This is a genomic window from Paenibacillus sp. GL_099_B (genome assembly GCF_057835695.1).
This window is the reverse complement of the sequence record NZ_CM174430.1, coordinates 6,227,116-6,240,450: the sequence shown is the minus strand read 5'-3', so window position 1 is coordinate 6,240,450 and position 13,335 is coordinate 6,227,116. Positions and strand designations below refer to the sequence as shown.

15 protein-coding genes and 1 other annotated feature are annotated in these 13,335 nt (G+C 46.7%); all 15 genes read left to right on the top strand.

The annotated features are described in order from the left end of the window. The first annotated feature begins 146 nt into the window (after positions 1 to 146). The 15 genes from cysE to rpoB all read left to right on the top strand — a co-directional run bounded on the left by cysE (position 147) and on the right by rpoB (position 13,275). A complete protein-coding gene (gene cysE / locus AC3ITG_RS28495; protein ID WP_489251995.1) occupies positions 147 to 812 on the top strand; it encodes a serine O-acetyltransferase in 666 nt (221 codons plus the stop codon). Positions 813 to 841: 29 nt separating this feature from the next. After that, positions 842 to 2,242 carry a cysteine--tRNA ligase gene (gene cysS, locus AC3ITG_RS28490; RefSeq protein WP_489251994.1) on the top strand — a complete coding sequence of 467 codons (1,401 nt, stop codon included), beginning with the start codon at positions 842 to 844 and terminating at the stop codon, positions 2,240 to 2,242. Next, on the top strand, positions 2,239 to 2,763 hold the full coding sequence (locus AC3ITG_RS28485) for a Mini-ribonuclease 3 (RefSeq protein WP_413373799.1): 525 nt from the start codon (positions 2,239 to 2,241) through the stop codon (positions 2,761 to 2,763). Before cysS ends, AC3ITG_RS28485 begins: the two co-directional genes overlap by 4 nt. 86 nt (positions 2,764 to 2,849) lie before the next feature. After that, on the top strand, positions 2,850 to 3,596 hold the full coding sequence (gene rlmB, locus AC3ITG_RS28480; RefSeq protein WP_489251993.1) for a 23S rRNA (guanosine(2251)-2'-O)-methyltransferase RlmB: 747 nt from the start codon (positions 2,850 to 2,852) through the stop codon (positions 3,594 to 3,596). Between the two features lie 5 nt (positions 3,597 to 3,601). Next, entirely contained in the window at positions 3,602 to 4,123 is a 522-nt protein-coding gene (locus AC3ITG_RS28475) for an NYN domain-containing protein (protein WP_063567417.1), read from the top strand. 171 nt (positions 4,124 to 4,294) lie between these two features. Continuing rightward, entirely contained in the window at positions 4,295 to 4,939 is a 645-nt protein-coding gene (gene sigH, locus AC3ITG_RS28470; RefSeq protein WP_024633601.1) for an RNA polymerase sporulation sigma factor SigH, read from the top strand. 304 nt (positions 4,940 to 5,243) lie between these two features. Then, a complete protein-coding gene (gene rpmG, locus AC3ITG_RS28465) occupies positions 5,244 to 5,393 on the top strand; it encodes a 50S ribosomal protein L33 (RefSeq protein ID WP_072735843.1) in 150 nt (49 codons plus the stop codon). A gap of 21 nt (positions 5,394 to 5,414) precedes the next feature. Next, positions 5,415 to 5,606, top strand: a complete 192-nt coding sequence (secE, locus tag AC3ITG_RS28460; protein ID WP_053779219.1) for a preprotein translocase subunit SecE — start codon at positions 5,415 to 5,417, stop codon at positions 5,604 to 5,606. 22 nt (positions 5,607 to 5,628) lie between these two features. Beyond that, positions 5,629 to 6,162 carry a transcription termination/antitermination protein NusG gene (gene nusG, locus AC3ITG_RS28455; protein ID WP_024633599.1) on the top strand — a complete coding sequence of 178 codons (534 nt, stop codon included), beginning with the start codon at positions 5,629 to 5,631 and terminating at the stop codon, positions 6,160 to 6,162. Positions 6,163 to 6,230: 68 nt separating this feature from the next. Then, positions 6,231 to 6,656 carry a 50S ribosomal protein L11 gene (rplK, locus tag AC3ITG_RS28450; RefSeq protein WP_024633598.1) on the top strand — a complete coding sequence of 142 codons (426 nt, stop codon included), beginning with the start codon at positions 6,231 to 6,233 and terminating at the stop codon, positions 6,654 to 6,656. Between the two features lie 95 nt (positions 6,657 to 6,751). Beyond that, the gene (gene rplA / locus AC3ITG_RS28445; protein WP_063567418.1) at positions 6,752 to 7,444 is read left to right on the top strand and encodes a 50S ribosomal protein L1; all 693 of its coding nucleotides are present in this window, start codon (positions 6,752 to 6,754) and stop codon (positions 7,442 to 7,444) included. 67 nt (positions 7,445 to 7,511) lie between these two features. Then, positions 7,512 to 7,660, top strand: a sequence feature (ribosomal protein L10 leader region). 23 nt (positions 7,661 to 7,683) lie between these two features. Continuing rightward, complete coding sequence (rplJ, locus tag AC3ITG_RS28440) at positions 7,684 to 8,187, top strand: 50S ribosomal protein L10 (protein ID WP_063567419.1); 504 nt, start codon at positions 7,684 to 7,686, stop codon at positions 8,185 to 8,187. 73 nt (positions 8,188 to 8,260) lie between these two features. Then, entirely contained in the window at positions 8,261 to 8,623 is a 363-nt protein-coding gene (rplL, locus tag AC3ITG_RS28435) for a 50S ribosomal protein L7/L12 (RefSeq protein WP_024633595.1), read from the top strand. A gap of 96 nt (positions 8,624 to 8,719) precedes the next feature. Then, entirely contained in the window at positions 8,720 to 9,337 is a 618-nt protein-coding gene (locus AC3ITG_RS28430) for a class I SAM-dependent methyltransferase (RefSeq protein ID WP_489251992.1), read from the top strand. 392 nt (positions 9,338 to 9,729) lie between these two features. Next, positions 9,730 to 13,275, top strand: a complete 3,546-nt coding sequence (gene rpoB / locus AC3ITG_RS28425) for a DNA-directed RNA polymerase subunit beta (protein WP_489251991.1) — start codon at positions 9,730 to 9,732, stop codon at positions 13,273 to 13,275. Positions 13,276 to 13,335: the final 60 nt, after the last annotated feature.

Here is a 13,335-nt window from a genome sequence, read left to right as displayed (position 1 = left end):
GCAGAGTGGGACCGCGATAAACGCCTCTGCAGCTTAAATAGCTGCAGGGGCGTTTTCTATTTAGGTCGAGTCAGAAGTACACTACCATGAGGGCCGCGCCATCCGGAAAGCCGGAGGACGAAGACCTGAACAAGAGGGGAACGAGCATGTTCAAGAAGATCAGATCAGATATCCAGGCGGTGTTTGAAAACGATCCGGCGGCCCGGGGATGGTTTGAGGTTGTATTTACCTACTCGGGGCTGCATGCGATATGGGCGCACCGGGTGGCACATTTTTTATACATGCGGAGATGGTTTTCTTTCGCCCGGTTCATTTCACAGGTCAGCCGTTTTATGACAGGTATCGAAATCCATCCCGGTGCTACGATTGGCAATCGGTTGTTTATTGACCATGGCATGGGCGTCGTGATTGGGGAAACGTGTGAAATTGGCGACGATGTTGTCATCTATCAGGGGGTCACACTTGGCGGAACGGGTAAAGAAAAAGGGAAGAGACATCCGACAATTGGCAATAATGTGGTTATCTCATCAGGGGCGAAGGTACTGGGTTCTTTCAGCGTAGGGGACCAATGTAATATTGGTGCGAACTCGGTTGTGCTGAAGGAAGTCCCTTCAAATAGCACGGTTGTAGGCATACCAGGCAGAATCGTGAAGCAGGATGGCCGTCGGGTGGACCGTTTGAACCAGCAGCTTCCCGATCCGGTCATCGATTCCCTGCGCAGCATGCAGCAAGAAATCGAACGATTGCGTGAAGAAGTGCGTACTTTGCAGAGTACCCGTGAAAGTGAGTTTTCCCGTGGTACAATAGAATAATGATGGAAACGGATGAAAGGAAAGTGACTATGACGCTTCAAATTTACAATACGATGAGTCGTACCAAAGAGAATTTTGTTCCCCAAGAGCCGGGGAAAGTGAAAATGTATGTGTGCGGGCCAACGGTATACGATTACATTCATATCGGGAATGCACGTCCAGTTATCTTTTTCGACACGGTTCGCGGATACTTGGAACAGACCGGGCATGAGGTGAACTATGTCGTGAATTTCACGGATGTTGATGACAAGCTCATTCGCAAAGCCGAGCAGCTTGGTACAGATGTTCCTCATGTCGCCGAGAAGTTTATTGCGGCTTATTACGAGGACCTCGAAGGGCTGGGTATTCCGAAGGCAAGCAGTAATCCGAGAGTGACCGAAAACATGCCGCTTATTATTGATTTTATCCGTGAGCTGGTTGAAAAGGACTTCGCCTATGAAAATGGCGGTGACGTATATTATCGCACAGGCAAATTCGCGGAGTACGGCAAACTGTCTAAGCAAAACCTTCAGGAATTACAGTTCGGAATTCGTATTGGTGTAGATGAGCGCAAAGAGCATCCGGAAGACTTCGTCCTCTGGAAAGCTGCGAAGCCGGGTGAGATTTTCTGGTCCAGTCCATGGGGCGATGGTCGTCCGGGCTGGCATATCGAGTGCTCTGCCATGGCACGGGAATACCTGGGGGATACGTTGGATATTCACGGCGGAGGACAGGATTTGCAGTTCCCGCACCATGAGTGCGAATGCGCTCAATCCGAGGTGTTGACTGGCAAACCACTGGCAAACTACTGGATGCATAACGGGTTCATCCGTATTGATAACGAAAAAATGTCGAAATCACTCGGAAACGGCGTGCTTGTCAAAGACCTTCGCAATCAATATAAACGCGAAGCCATTCGTTATTTCATGTTGTCTACTCACTATCGCAATCCGTTGAACTTCACGGAAGATACGATGGAACAGGCACAGAATAGTGTGGACCGGATCGCAAATGCCGTAGGTAACCTTAATCATCGCTTGCAGGCTGTGAGCGTGGATCAGGCTGTGTCAGCTGAGTTTGCAGCGAGACTGGAGCAGATTCGTCAGCAGTATCATGAGAAAATGCAGGACGACTTCAATACGCCTGATGCGATTACGGCAATGTTTGAGTGGGTTGGGGAAGCTAACCAACTGTTGCAGCAAGATGTGGTAAACGCTGCGGACATTCGCGCTCTGCTGGAATTGTTCAGTGAGTTGAATGCGGTACTTCGCATCTATACCGAGGCTGAACCAGAGCTTTTGGACGAAGAAATCGAACGTCTAATTGTAGAACGTAACGAAGCACGCAAAACCAAAAACTGGGCGCGGGCTGATGAAATTCGGGATGAACTGTCTGCGCAGGGTATCTTGCTTGAGGATACGGCTCAAGGAATGAGATGGCGGCGCAAATGAGCGAGGAACAACTGAAAAAGTTGTCTGAATCCGTCGAGCATGCCGAGCAACGGGAGGAACAGCAGACAGATGAACAGTCTCTGAGCGTTGACCAGGGAGGATGGTTTCCTTATCCCCCCTCCCGGCCTGCACGGTTGATTCCTCCCATCGCTCTCGCCTATATTGGTGATGCGGTATATGAGGTAGCCGTACGGCAGTATCTGTTATCCAAAGCCAACATGCGTCCCAACCATCTGCACCGTAGTGCGACCGGTTTGGTATCGGCGAAGGCACAAAGTCGTATTCTCACAGGTATTGAGGCTGAGCTGACCGAGGAAGAACGTGACATTGTCAGACAAGGTCGTAATGCCAAGTCTGGCAGTATTCCCAAAAACGCAGACGTTTTGGAGTATAGACATGCCACTGCTCTGGAGTGTCTGATCGGTTACCTGTATAGCAGTGGTCGGCATGATCGCATGATTGAACTGATTCGCCGGGGTATCGAGCATGCGGAACAAAATTCGCAATCACCGACAAAATAATATAAATTACAACAAAGCCGCTTCTGTAGGGTGCGCCGCTTAGGGTGCAGTAAATCACAGGGCGTTATAGAGAGGATCGAACAAAGATGGAAGAAGAATGGATCGCCGGTAAGCACTCCGTAACGGAGGCGCTGCGTTCAGGCCGGACCATTAATAAAATATGGATTGCAGATACAGCGCAAAAACATTTGACGCAGCCTATTATCGCTGAAGCAAAAAAATTAGGTGTTGTCATTCAGCACGTAGACAAGCGTAAACTGGATCAAACAGTGCCGGGTATTCAACACCAGGGTGTGGTGGCGCAAGCGGCTCCTTACGCTTATGTAGAGGTTGAAGACATTCTTGCTGCAGCGGCTGCTAAAAATGAACATCCATTTTTGATTTTGCTGGATGAGATCGAAGATCCACATAATCTTGGATCAATTTTACGGACGGCCGACTGCACGGGAGCGCATGGTGTCATTGTGCCCAAACGGCGCTCAGCTGCAGTTACAGTGACTGTATCCAAAACTTCAGCAGGTGCTGTTGAGTACGTGCCAGTGGCTCGTGTAAGCAATCTGGGTCAAACTATTGACCGTCTCAAGGAAGAGGGCGTATGGGTTGTGGGTACGGATGTTGCTGCTCAGGAGAGCGTGTTTGGTAACGGCGTCTTTACAGGCCCGGTAGCCCTCGTGATCGGAAACGAAAACAAGGGAATGGGACGACTCATTCGTGAGAAATGCGATGTATTGATCAAATTGCCGATGCAAGGTCAGATTAATTCCCTGAATGCTTCCGTGGCAGCGGGTGTTGTCATGTATGAAGTGCTCCGCTCGCGCCAAGCGCAGGACTAGAAGATATGGCTGATTCCCGTGATGTGCTTCTTGTAGACGGGTACAACATGATTGGTGACTGGCCGGAGCTATCCAGATTGGCGGAGAGTGGATTGGAGGAGGCCCGCAACAGGCTTCTATCTCGACTAGCCGACTATCAGGCATTCTCCGGCTTGAGAGTCATTGTTGTTTTTGACGCCTACCTCGTGCCTGGACTCGGTAAATCCTTTACACAGAGCAAAGTGCAGATCTTTTTTACAAAGGAAAAAGAGACGGCAGACGAATGCATTGAGAGACTCGTTCGGGAACTAAGCACGCGAAGACGCCAAATCTATGTGGCTACAAGCGATATGGTAGAGCAGCATGTCATTTTTGGACAAGGAGCTCTGCGTGTATCCGCAAGGGAATTGCTGATCGAAGTAGAGCAGAACGAAAAAGAGTTACAGAAACGTTTGGAAGAAGATCAAGCTAAAGCAACGCGAAATACACTTGGCGGGAAGTTAAGTCCGGATGTTTTGAAGCAGTTTGAGCGGTGGCGCCGGGAATAACAGCACGGTTTTACAAAAATTAGAATTTTGAAACTCTTGACAATTATGTTATTGATGTTCTTTTTTAGGCAGAGCGTGGTTGACGGTGTGAGGTGCCATCATATATACTGATCCTATATTTCATAGAGTAGAGTAACGGGGTACCTTGCGTTGCAGCCGGAGGGATTGTCTGTGAGTGTCGACCTCAAAGATATCATGTTATCCAAGTATGATTACCAAAGTGACGAAGACATTGTCGAAGCGGTCCGTGAAGGTGAAAGCGAAGCGCTGGAGTTTTTGATTAACAAATATCGTAACTTTGTACGCGCCAAGGCAAGATCTTATTTTCTGATTGGGGCTGACCGGGAAGATATCATTCAAGAAGGAATGATTGGACTCTATAAATCCATAAGGGATTTCAAAGGGGACAAGCTCGCTTCTTTCAAAGCCTTCGCCGAGTTGTGTATTACACGACAGATTATTACGGCAATCAAGACAGCAACACGTCAGAAGCATATTCCGCTTAATTCTTATGTATCACTGGACAAACCTATTTATGACGAAGAGTCCGATCGTACGTTACTCGATGTGATTTGTGGAACACAGGTCAGCGATCCGGAAGAACTTATCATCAATCAGGAAGAGTTTGTGGGCCTGGAAGATAAGATGTCTGAGATTCTGAGTGATCTGGAACGTAAAGTATTGATGTTGTATCTGGACGGGAGATCTTATCAAGAGATTGCAGTGGATTTGGACAGGCATGTAAAGTCCATTGATAATGCACTTCAGCGCGTGAAGCGTAAACTTGAAAAGTACCTGGAAGTTCGAGATAATTGAACACATGTTGTCGTTGACGGAAAAGGCTCGGGGTTTGAGTCTTTTTTTGCTGCCTCAAGTTTATAAAGTTAAAGAATGATTATACTAGTAATCGCTTGGTCCATGCAGGAGAAGAGAAAAACAGAGATGAGAAACTGAATGTGTTTGATAGGAACTTTTTACCCATTGATGAAAGGCTATTCTTTCATTGACATGGTTATACCCTTATGATAAAGTGTTTTAGGTAGGCCTAAATTCGCGGCTTTTTTTTAGGATTAATTTAGAGACTCCGCTTGAATGTGGAAGTCTTCGGGAGGTGTACATCATGCGGGTAATTATTACTTTGGCTTGTACAAACTGCAAACAAAGAAATTACACTACGACAAAAAACAAGCGTAATCACCCCGACCGCATGGAGATGAAGAAATTTTGCAAGTTTTGTAACGAGCAGACTTCTCATCGCGAAACCAGATAGTTTTTTGGAGGTGTAGTCGGCGTGAAACGTAGTTTCAAATCTCTGATTTCCTTTTTCTCTGAAAGCTGGGCTGAACTTAAAAAAGTTCGCTGGCCTAATCGTAAAGAGCTGACCAACTACACATTGATCGTTCTTGGTACTGTTGTGGTTATGACGCTATTTTTTTGGGTCATTGATATCGGCATCTCCGCTGTGATCGAAGCGATTATTTAAGAAGGGTCCCAGGTGGCTTGATATGGAAAAAAGATGGTACGTCGTTCATACCTATTCAGGGTATGAGAATAAGGTCAAAGCCAATTTGGAAAAACGCGTAGAGTCCATGGGCATGGAAGACAAGATTTTCCGCGTTCTTGTTCCTATGGAAGAAGAAGTGGTAAACAAAGACGGTAAGAAAAAAACCGTTATGCGTAAAGTTTACCCCGGATATGTCTTGGTGGAAATGGTCCAGACGGATGACTCTTGGTATGTTGTTCGCAACACACCAGGTGTTACGGGATTTGTCGGTTCGACAGGTTCCGGGTCCAAACCAACAGCCTTGCTGCCTGAAGAAGTGGAACAAATTCTGAAGCACATGGGCATGGTTGAGCCGAAGCCTAAAATTGAATTCGATATTAAGGAATCCGTACGTATTAAAGTTGGTCCTTTTGCGAATTTTGTGGGCTCCGTGGAAGAAATCTTGGTAGACAAAAGCAAGTTGAAAGTGCACGTGAACATGTTTGGACGGGAAACACCGCTTGAGTTGGAATACACGCAAGTGGAGAAGATATAGTCTCTTCAAGTTTCTTGTGGGAGGGCTGAGAGGCCCGTTAACCACTATTTTGCAAGGAGGTGTCAATCATGGCAAAAAAGGTAATCAAAATGGTAAAACTGCAAATTCCAGCAGGTAAAGCGAATCCAGCGCCTCCGGTAGGTCCAGCTTTGGGTCAAGCAGGTGTCAACATCATGGCATTCTGTAAAGAGTTCAACGCTCGTACAGCCGATCAAGCGGGATTGATTATTCCTGTTGAAATCACAGTATTCGAAGACCGTTCCTTTACTTTCATTACTAAAACTCCACCAGCAGCAGTTCTGTTGAAAGTGGCAGCTAAAGTAGAAAAAGGATCCGGCGAACCGAACAAGAAAAAAGTCGCTACCGTTAAACGTGATGCGGTACGTCAAATCGCGGAACAAAAAATGCCTGACCTGAATGCTGCTGACGTTGAGTCTGCAATGCGTATGGTCGAAGGTACTGCCCGCAGCATGGGTATCACCATCGAAGACTAATTTTTCATCTGAAACATGGCTTCGTAAAGCCGGCCGATTCGCGGCCGGTTGATGTGGGAGGTATATCCGCTAACACCACAAAGGAGGAATATAACATGGCTAAACACGGTAAAAAATACCTGGAAGCTGCTAAGCTGATTGACAGCGAAGCAACTTACGAGCCTTCAGAAGCTGTAGAGCTTGTGAAAAAGGCAGCCACTGCAAAATTTGATGAAACTATCGAAGCAGCAGTACGCTTGGGCGTTGACCCACGTAAACAAGACCAGGCAGTACGTGGTGTTGTTGTCTTGCCACACGGCACAGGTAAAACACAACGCGTATTGGTATTTGCAAAAGGTGACAAAGCGAAAGAAGCGGAAGCGGCTGGCGCGGACTATGTTGGTGATGCAGACATGATCAACAAAATCCAACAAGGCTGGTTCGAATTCGACGTCTGCGTAGCGACACCAGACATGATGAGTGAAGTAGGTAAATTGGGCCGACTGCTCGGCGGTAAAGGTCTGATGCCTAACCCTAAAGCCGGAACGGTAACTTTCGATGTATCCAAGGCTGTTCAAGAAATTAAAGCCGGTAAAATCGAATATCGTCTGGATCGTGCAGGTCAAATTCATGCACCGATCGGTAAAGCTTCTTTCTCGACAGAGCAATTGAATGAGAACCTTAAAGCTCTCATGGATGCTTTGACTCGTGCTAAACCGGCGGCAGCAAAAGGTGTTTATCTGAAGAATGTAAGTCTTTCTTCCACGATGGGCCCTGGCGCGCGCGTGAACGCAGCATCTTTTAGATAATATCGCTTGACAGGCTTGTCCTGTTCTGATATTCTATAAAAGTTGTGAGTCCGAGTGACTGACCGTTGACATTTGAATATGCTTGCCGTAGACAGTAGGTGCCATTTTGGCTTAATTTCCTGCCGAGGTGTGATTATAGAACTTAGAACGATGAAAATCGGTTATGAGTATATATCAAGCCTTCGTGATTCTACGGAGGCTTTTCTTAATGGGATAAATTTGATCAGGAGGTGTACAGTTTGGCAAACGCAAAAGTGATTCAAGCAAAACAAGAGTCCGTTGATGCAGTAACAGCAAAATTGCGCGAGAGCGTTACTAGTGTTGTTGTTGACTATCGCGGTTTGAACGTTGCCCAAGTAACTGAGCTGCGTAAGCAGCTTCGTGAAGCCGGAATCGAATTCCAAGTGCTGAAAAACTCGTTGCTTCGCCGCGCAGCAGCTGCAGCAGAACTGACAGAACTTAACGAAGTACTGACAGGTCCTAGTGCAATTGCATTCAGCGTAGACGACGTAGTGGCTCCAGCCAAAATTCTGAACGACTTCGCGAAAAAGAACGATGCACTGGAATTGAAAGGTGCAGTTGTAGAAGGTCGCGTAATTGGAGTGCAAGAAGTCAAAGCGTTGGCAGAATTGCCATCACGCGAAGGTCTCCTTTCCATGCTCCTCAGCGTGCTTCAAGCGCCAGTGCGCAACTTCGCGCTTGCGGTTAAAGCTGTTGCTGAAAAAGAAGAACAAGGCGCGTAAGCAACTTGATCTGAATGCTGCTTAGGCAGTGATGAAATACAAAAAAAATAATATTATATATGGAGGTTCAATCATGAGTAAAGAGCAAATCTTGGAAGCAATCAAAGGCATGACTGTACTGGAATTGAATGATCTCGTTAAAGCAATCGAAGAAGAATTCGGCGTAACTGCTGCAGCTCCAGTAGCTGTTGCAGGTGGCGGAGCTGCTGCAGCTGAAGCTGAGCAATCCGAGTTCGACGTAATCTTGACTAGCGCTGGTGCTTCCAAAATCAACGTTATCAAAGCAGTTCGCGAAATCACAGGTCTTGGCCTGAAAGAAGCGAAAGAAGTAGTTGACAATGCTCCAAAAGCATTGAAAGAAAAAGTTAGCAAAGAAGAAGCAGAAACGGTTAAAGCTAAGCTTGAAGAAGCAGGCGCTTCAATCGAAGTTAAATAATTTAGCTTTCATTAGCTAGATGAACAAAACAACAAACCCCTTGACTTATATCAAGGGGTTTGTTGCTGTAATTGTAAAAGGAAAGTGAGTGAGGACATGTCCAATCATTATTATTCGGACAAACCGCAGGTGGCACATGACAGACGGGCTACAGAAGCGGAGCTACGCGGATGGAAATTACGTCTCGTTACGGATGCAGGGGTATTTTCCAAAAACGGAATCGATTACGGCAGCAGAGTGTTGATTGATGCTATAGAGTTGCCTGCTGGAGCTCATGTACTGGATGTGGGCTGCGGGTATGGACCTATTGGTCTTACAGCAGCTAAACTTGTACCGGATGGACATGTCACCATGATCGATATCAATGAGAGAGCGGTTGAGCTTTCCAGGGAAAATGCAAAAGCGAACGGCATAACGAATGTAACGGTTATGCAAAGTAATCTTCTGGCTGAAGTTAAAAAGGAAGACTTTGACGCGATTCTCACCAATCCTCCGATCCGTGCGGGTAAGGAAACCGTGCATACGATCTTTGAACAGGCATATCGTCATTTGAAGATGGACGGAGCGTTATGGGTTGTCATTCAGAAAAAGCAGGGAGCACCTTCGGCAAAAGCGAAGCTGGAATCTCTCTTTGGACGAGTGGAGGAAGTAACGAAGGATAAAGGCTACCGAATTTTCAAAGCGGTAAAATTGGAAGAGGCGCCTTTTGGCTAAATCCTGATTTGTAAAGTAAGCAGGGTAGTATTTTTTTTGCAATAGGACTATTGACTTGAAATTCAGGTCGTGGTATTATTGTAAAATGTCAGTATTAAGATGCCCTATTTGGCTTTAGCTAACTAAAAATGTCAACCTTTTTTACGCCGAACGGGCTTATTATGCCTACGTTTGGCGTATAATATGTACATTTTGGGCAAACTGGGGATAAGTATGATTTGGAAAGACATCCGCCGATCAAAGTTGCTCTTTTTTCGAACGACATTCGAGTAAGGGCTTTTCTTTATTTGTGGATGCATTGCTTTGCTCTGTATGTGTACCATTATAAGGTTACAAACAGAGGTTCGCAACGAAATTTTTAAAGTGAGTAGACATTGAGGGGTGAGTTTAAGTTGGCAGGACATCTTGTTCAATATGGTCGACGCACTCGGCGCAGTTATGCACGAATTAACGAGATACTCGAAGTTCCGAACCTGATTGAGATCCAACAAAAATCTTACGATTGGTTTTTGGAGGAAGGGTTGCGCGAAATGTTCCAGGATATCTCGCCGATCCAGGATTTTACAGGTAACTTGATTTTGGAATTTATCGATTACAGTCTCGGTGAACCGAAGTATACAGTAGACGACGCGAAAGAGCGTGACGTTACTTATGCAGCACCGCTTCGGGTCAAAGTCCGGCTCATTAATAAGGAAACCGGCGAAGTCAAAGAGCAGGAAGTATTCATGGGAGATTTCCCGCTGATGACCGACACCGGCACATTTATTATTAATGGTGCGGAACGGGTTATTGTCAGCCAGTTGGTTCGCTCTCCTAGCGTTTACTTCAGTACCAAAGTAGATAAAAACGCCAAAAAAACGTATACCGCTACAGTTATTCCTAACCGCGGCGCTTGGCTCGAACTGGAGATGGACGCGAAGGATGTTGTTTACGTCCGGATCGACCGCACACGTAAAATACCGGTGACGGTTCTCCTGCGTGCACTTGGTTTTGGCACAGACGCTGAGATTCTGGATCTGCTCGGTAATGACGAATATATTCGCAATACGCTGGACAAAGACAATACGGATTCCACGGAGAAAGCGCTGATTGAGATTTATGAGCGCCTTCGTCCGGGCGAGCCACCAACGCTGGATAATGCGAAAAGCTTGCTCGTAGCCCGTTTCTTTGATCCAAAACGTTATGACCTGGCTAATGTGGGTCGTTACAAAATCAACAAAAAGCTTCACATCAAGAACCGTTTGTTCAACCAACGTTTGGCTGAGTCTCTTGTGGACACTGAAACTGGTGAGATTATCGCTGAAGCGGGTCAAATGATAGACCGTCGTCTGTTGGATGAAATCATGTCGCAACTGGAGAAGAGCGTTGGTTTCCGCACATATCACGTCGCTAACGGCGTTTTGGATGCCAATGATATCCCGATGCAAACGATTGATGTATTTTCACCGATTGAGGATGGTAAGGTCGTTAAACTGATTGCCAATGCTAACATTGATAAATCAGTGAAGAACGTTACACCGGCTGATATCATTTCCTCCATCAGTTACTTCATTAACCTTCTGCATGGCATCGGAAGCACAGATGATATTGATCACCTGGGTAACCGTCGTCTCCGCTCGGTTGGTGAACTCTTGCAAAACCAATTCCGTATCGGTTTATCCCGTATGGAACGTGTGGTTCGTGAGAGAATGTCCATTCAGGATGCTAACGTAATCACGCCTCAGGCTTTGATTAACATACGTCCTGTTATCGCATCCATTAAAGAGTTCTTCGGTAGCTCCCAATTGTCGCAGTTTATGGATCAAACAAACCCACTGGGTGAGTTGACACATAAACGCCGTCTGTCCGCACTCGGACCGGGTGGTTTGACACGTGAGCGTGCCGGCATGGAAGTCCGTGACGTGCATCCATCCCACTATGGCCGGATGTGTCCAATCGAGACACCAGAGGGACCAAACATTGGTTTGATCAACTCCTTGTCGACATTTGCCCGTGTGAACGAATATGGATTCATTGAAGCACCTTATCGCTGGGTAGATCCGAAGACTGGTGTCGTAACCGAGCAAATCGATTACCTGACAGCAGACGAAGAGGACAACTATGTAATTGCTCAAGCGAATGCGAAGCTGAATGAAGACAGTACTTTTGCTGAAGAAGCGATCATTGTACGTTACAACAAACAGTCGGATAACATCCTTACGATGCCGAGTGAACGTGTTGACTACATGGACGTATCTCCTAAGCAAGTTGTATCTGTCGCTACAGCGCTCATTCCGTTCCTTGAGAACGATGACTCCAACCGTGCGCTCATGGGATCGAACATGCAGCGGCAAGCCGTTCCACTCTTGATTCCTAAAGCTCCGCTGGTCGGAACAGGTATGGAACATAAAGCCGCGAAAGATTCCGGTGTATGTATTGTCTCCAAATATGACGGGATTATTGAACGTTCTTCTGCGAATGAGATTTGGTTGCGTCGTATTGAAGAAGTTGATGGTCAAGAAGTCAAAGGCGACATCGTTAAATATAAATTACACAAATTTATGCGTTCGAACCAAGGAACATGCATTAACCAACGTCCGATTGTCAAAAGAGGTGCTGTTGTCAAAGCTGGGGACATCCTTGCAGACGGTCCTTCGACGGAAATGGGTGAATTGGCACTGGGACGTAACGTAGTGGTTGCCTTCATGACTTGGGAAGGTTACAACTACGAGGATGCGATCTTGCTCAGCGAAAAACTCGTTAAAGAAGATGTGTATACATCCATTCATATCGAGGAATATGAGTCTGAAGCACGTGATACTAAGCTCGGACCTGAAGAGATCACACGTGATATCCCGAACGTAGGGGAAGAAGCGCTGCGTAATCTGGATGAGCGTGGTATTATCCGTATCGGTGCTGAAATCAGTGCCGGTGACATTCTGGTTGGTAAAGTAACACCAAAAGGTGTAACGGAACTGACTGCAGAAGAACGTCTCCTGCATGCGATCTTCGGTGAGAAAGCGCGTGAAGTACGTGATACTTCCCTGCGTGTACCTCACGGTACTGACGGAATCGTAGTTGATGTAAAAGTCTTTACCCGTGAAAACGGTGATGAACTGCCTCCAGGTGTTAACCAACTCGTTCGTGTCTATATCGCTCAAAAACGGAAAATTTCCGAGGGTGATAAAATGGCCGGACGTCACGGTAACAAAGGGGTCGTGGCCCGTATCCTACCGGAAGAAGATATGCCTTTCCTGCCGGACGGAACACCAGTTCAAATCGTTCTTAATCCGCTGGGCGTACCTTCCCGGATGAACATCGGTCAAGTGCTTGAAGTTCACTTGGGTATGGCAGCCATGCAGCTCGGTATTCACGTAGCTACTCCTGTATTCGACGGAGCGAAGGAGTATGACGTCTTCGATACGATGGAAGAAGCAGGTATGCAACGAAATGGTAAAACCGTTCTGTACGATGGTCGTACGGGAGAAGAGTTCGAACGTGAAGTTACTGTCGGCGTCATGCATATGATCAAGCTGGCGCACATGGTTGACGATAAAATCCATGCTCGTTCCACAGGTCCTTACTCACTCGTTACGCAACAGCCTCTGGGTGGTAAAGCTCAGTTCGGTGGACAACGTTTCGGGGAGATGGAAGTATGGGCGCTTGAGGCTTATGGTGCGGCCTATACACTGCAAGAAATCTTGACTGTTAAGTCCGATGATGTTGTAGGTCGGGTGAAAACGTATGAATCCATCGTCAAAGGCGAGAATGTTCCTGAACCAGGTGTTCCTGAATCATTCAAAGTATTGATCAAAGAGCTGCAAAGCTTGGGTATGGACGTTAAGATTTTGAGCGAAGATGAGCAAGAGATTGAAATGAAAGAAATGGACGATGAAGATGACGCTGCGAGCGATAAGCTCAGCCTCAACCTTGAGGGTACAGAGGTCGGAGCGGAGTAACCGCTTCGGGCGCATGATGACCGGCGTTTTTCATCAGGCTCGCGTCTTGCTCCGGCTTCG

Excerpts from the sequence above, each read along its gene's own strand:
- rplA (WP_063567418.1), top strand. The coding sequence starts at position 6,752 with ATGGCTAAACACGGTAAAAAATACCTGGAAGCTGCTAAGCTGATTGAC.
- rlmB (WP_489251993.1), top strand. The coding sequence starts at position 2,850 with ATGGAAGAAGAATGGATCGCCGGTAAGCACTCCGTAACGGAGGCGCTG.
- cysS (WP_489251994.1), top strand. The coding sequence starts at position 842 with ATGACGCTTCAAATTTACAATACGATGAGTCGTACCAAAGAGAATTTT.
- AC3ITG_RS28430 (WP_489251992.1), top strand. The coding sequence starts at position 8,720 with ATGTCCAATCATTATTATTCGGACAAACCGCAGGTGGCACATGACAGA.
- AC3ITG_RS28475 (WP_063567417.1), top strand. The coding sequence starts at position 3,602 with ATGGCTGATTCCCGTGATGTGCTTCTTGTAGACGGGTACAACATGATT.
- rplK (WP_024633598.1), top strand. The coding sequence starts at position 6,231 with ATGGCAAAAAAGGTAATCAAAATGGTAAAACTGCAAATTCCAGCAGGT.
- rplL (WP_024633595.1), top strand. The coding sequence starts at position 8,261 with ATGAGTAAAGAGCAAATCTTGGAAGCAATCAAAGGCATGACTGTACTG.
- rpmG (WP_072735843.1), top strand. The coding sequence starts at position 5,244 with ATGCGGGTAATTATTACTTTGGCTTGTACAAACTGCAAACAAAGAAAT.
- cysE (WP_489251995.1), top strand. The coding sequence starts at position 147 with ATGTTCAAGAAGATCAGATCAGATATCCAGGCGGTGTTTGAAAACGAT.
- AC3ITG_RS28485 (WP_413373799.1), top strand. The coding sequence starts at position 2,239 with ATGAGCGAGGAACAACTGAAAAAGTTGTCTGAATCCGTCGAGCATGCC.
- nusG (WP_024633599.1), top strand. The coding sequence starts at position 5,629 with ATGGAAAAAAGATGGTACGTCGTTCATACCTATTCAGGGTATGAGAAT.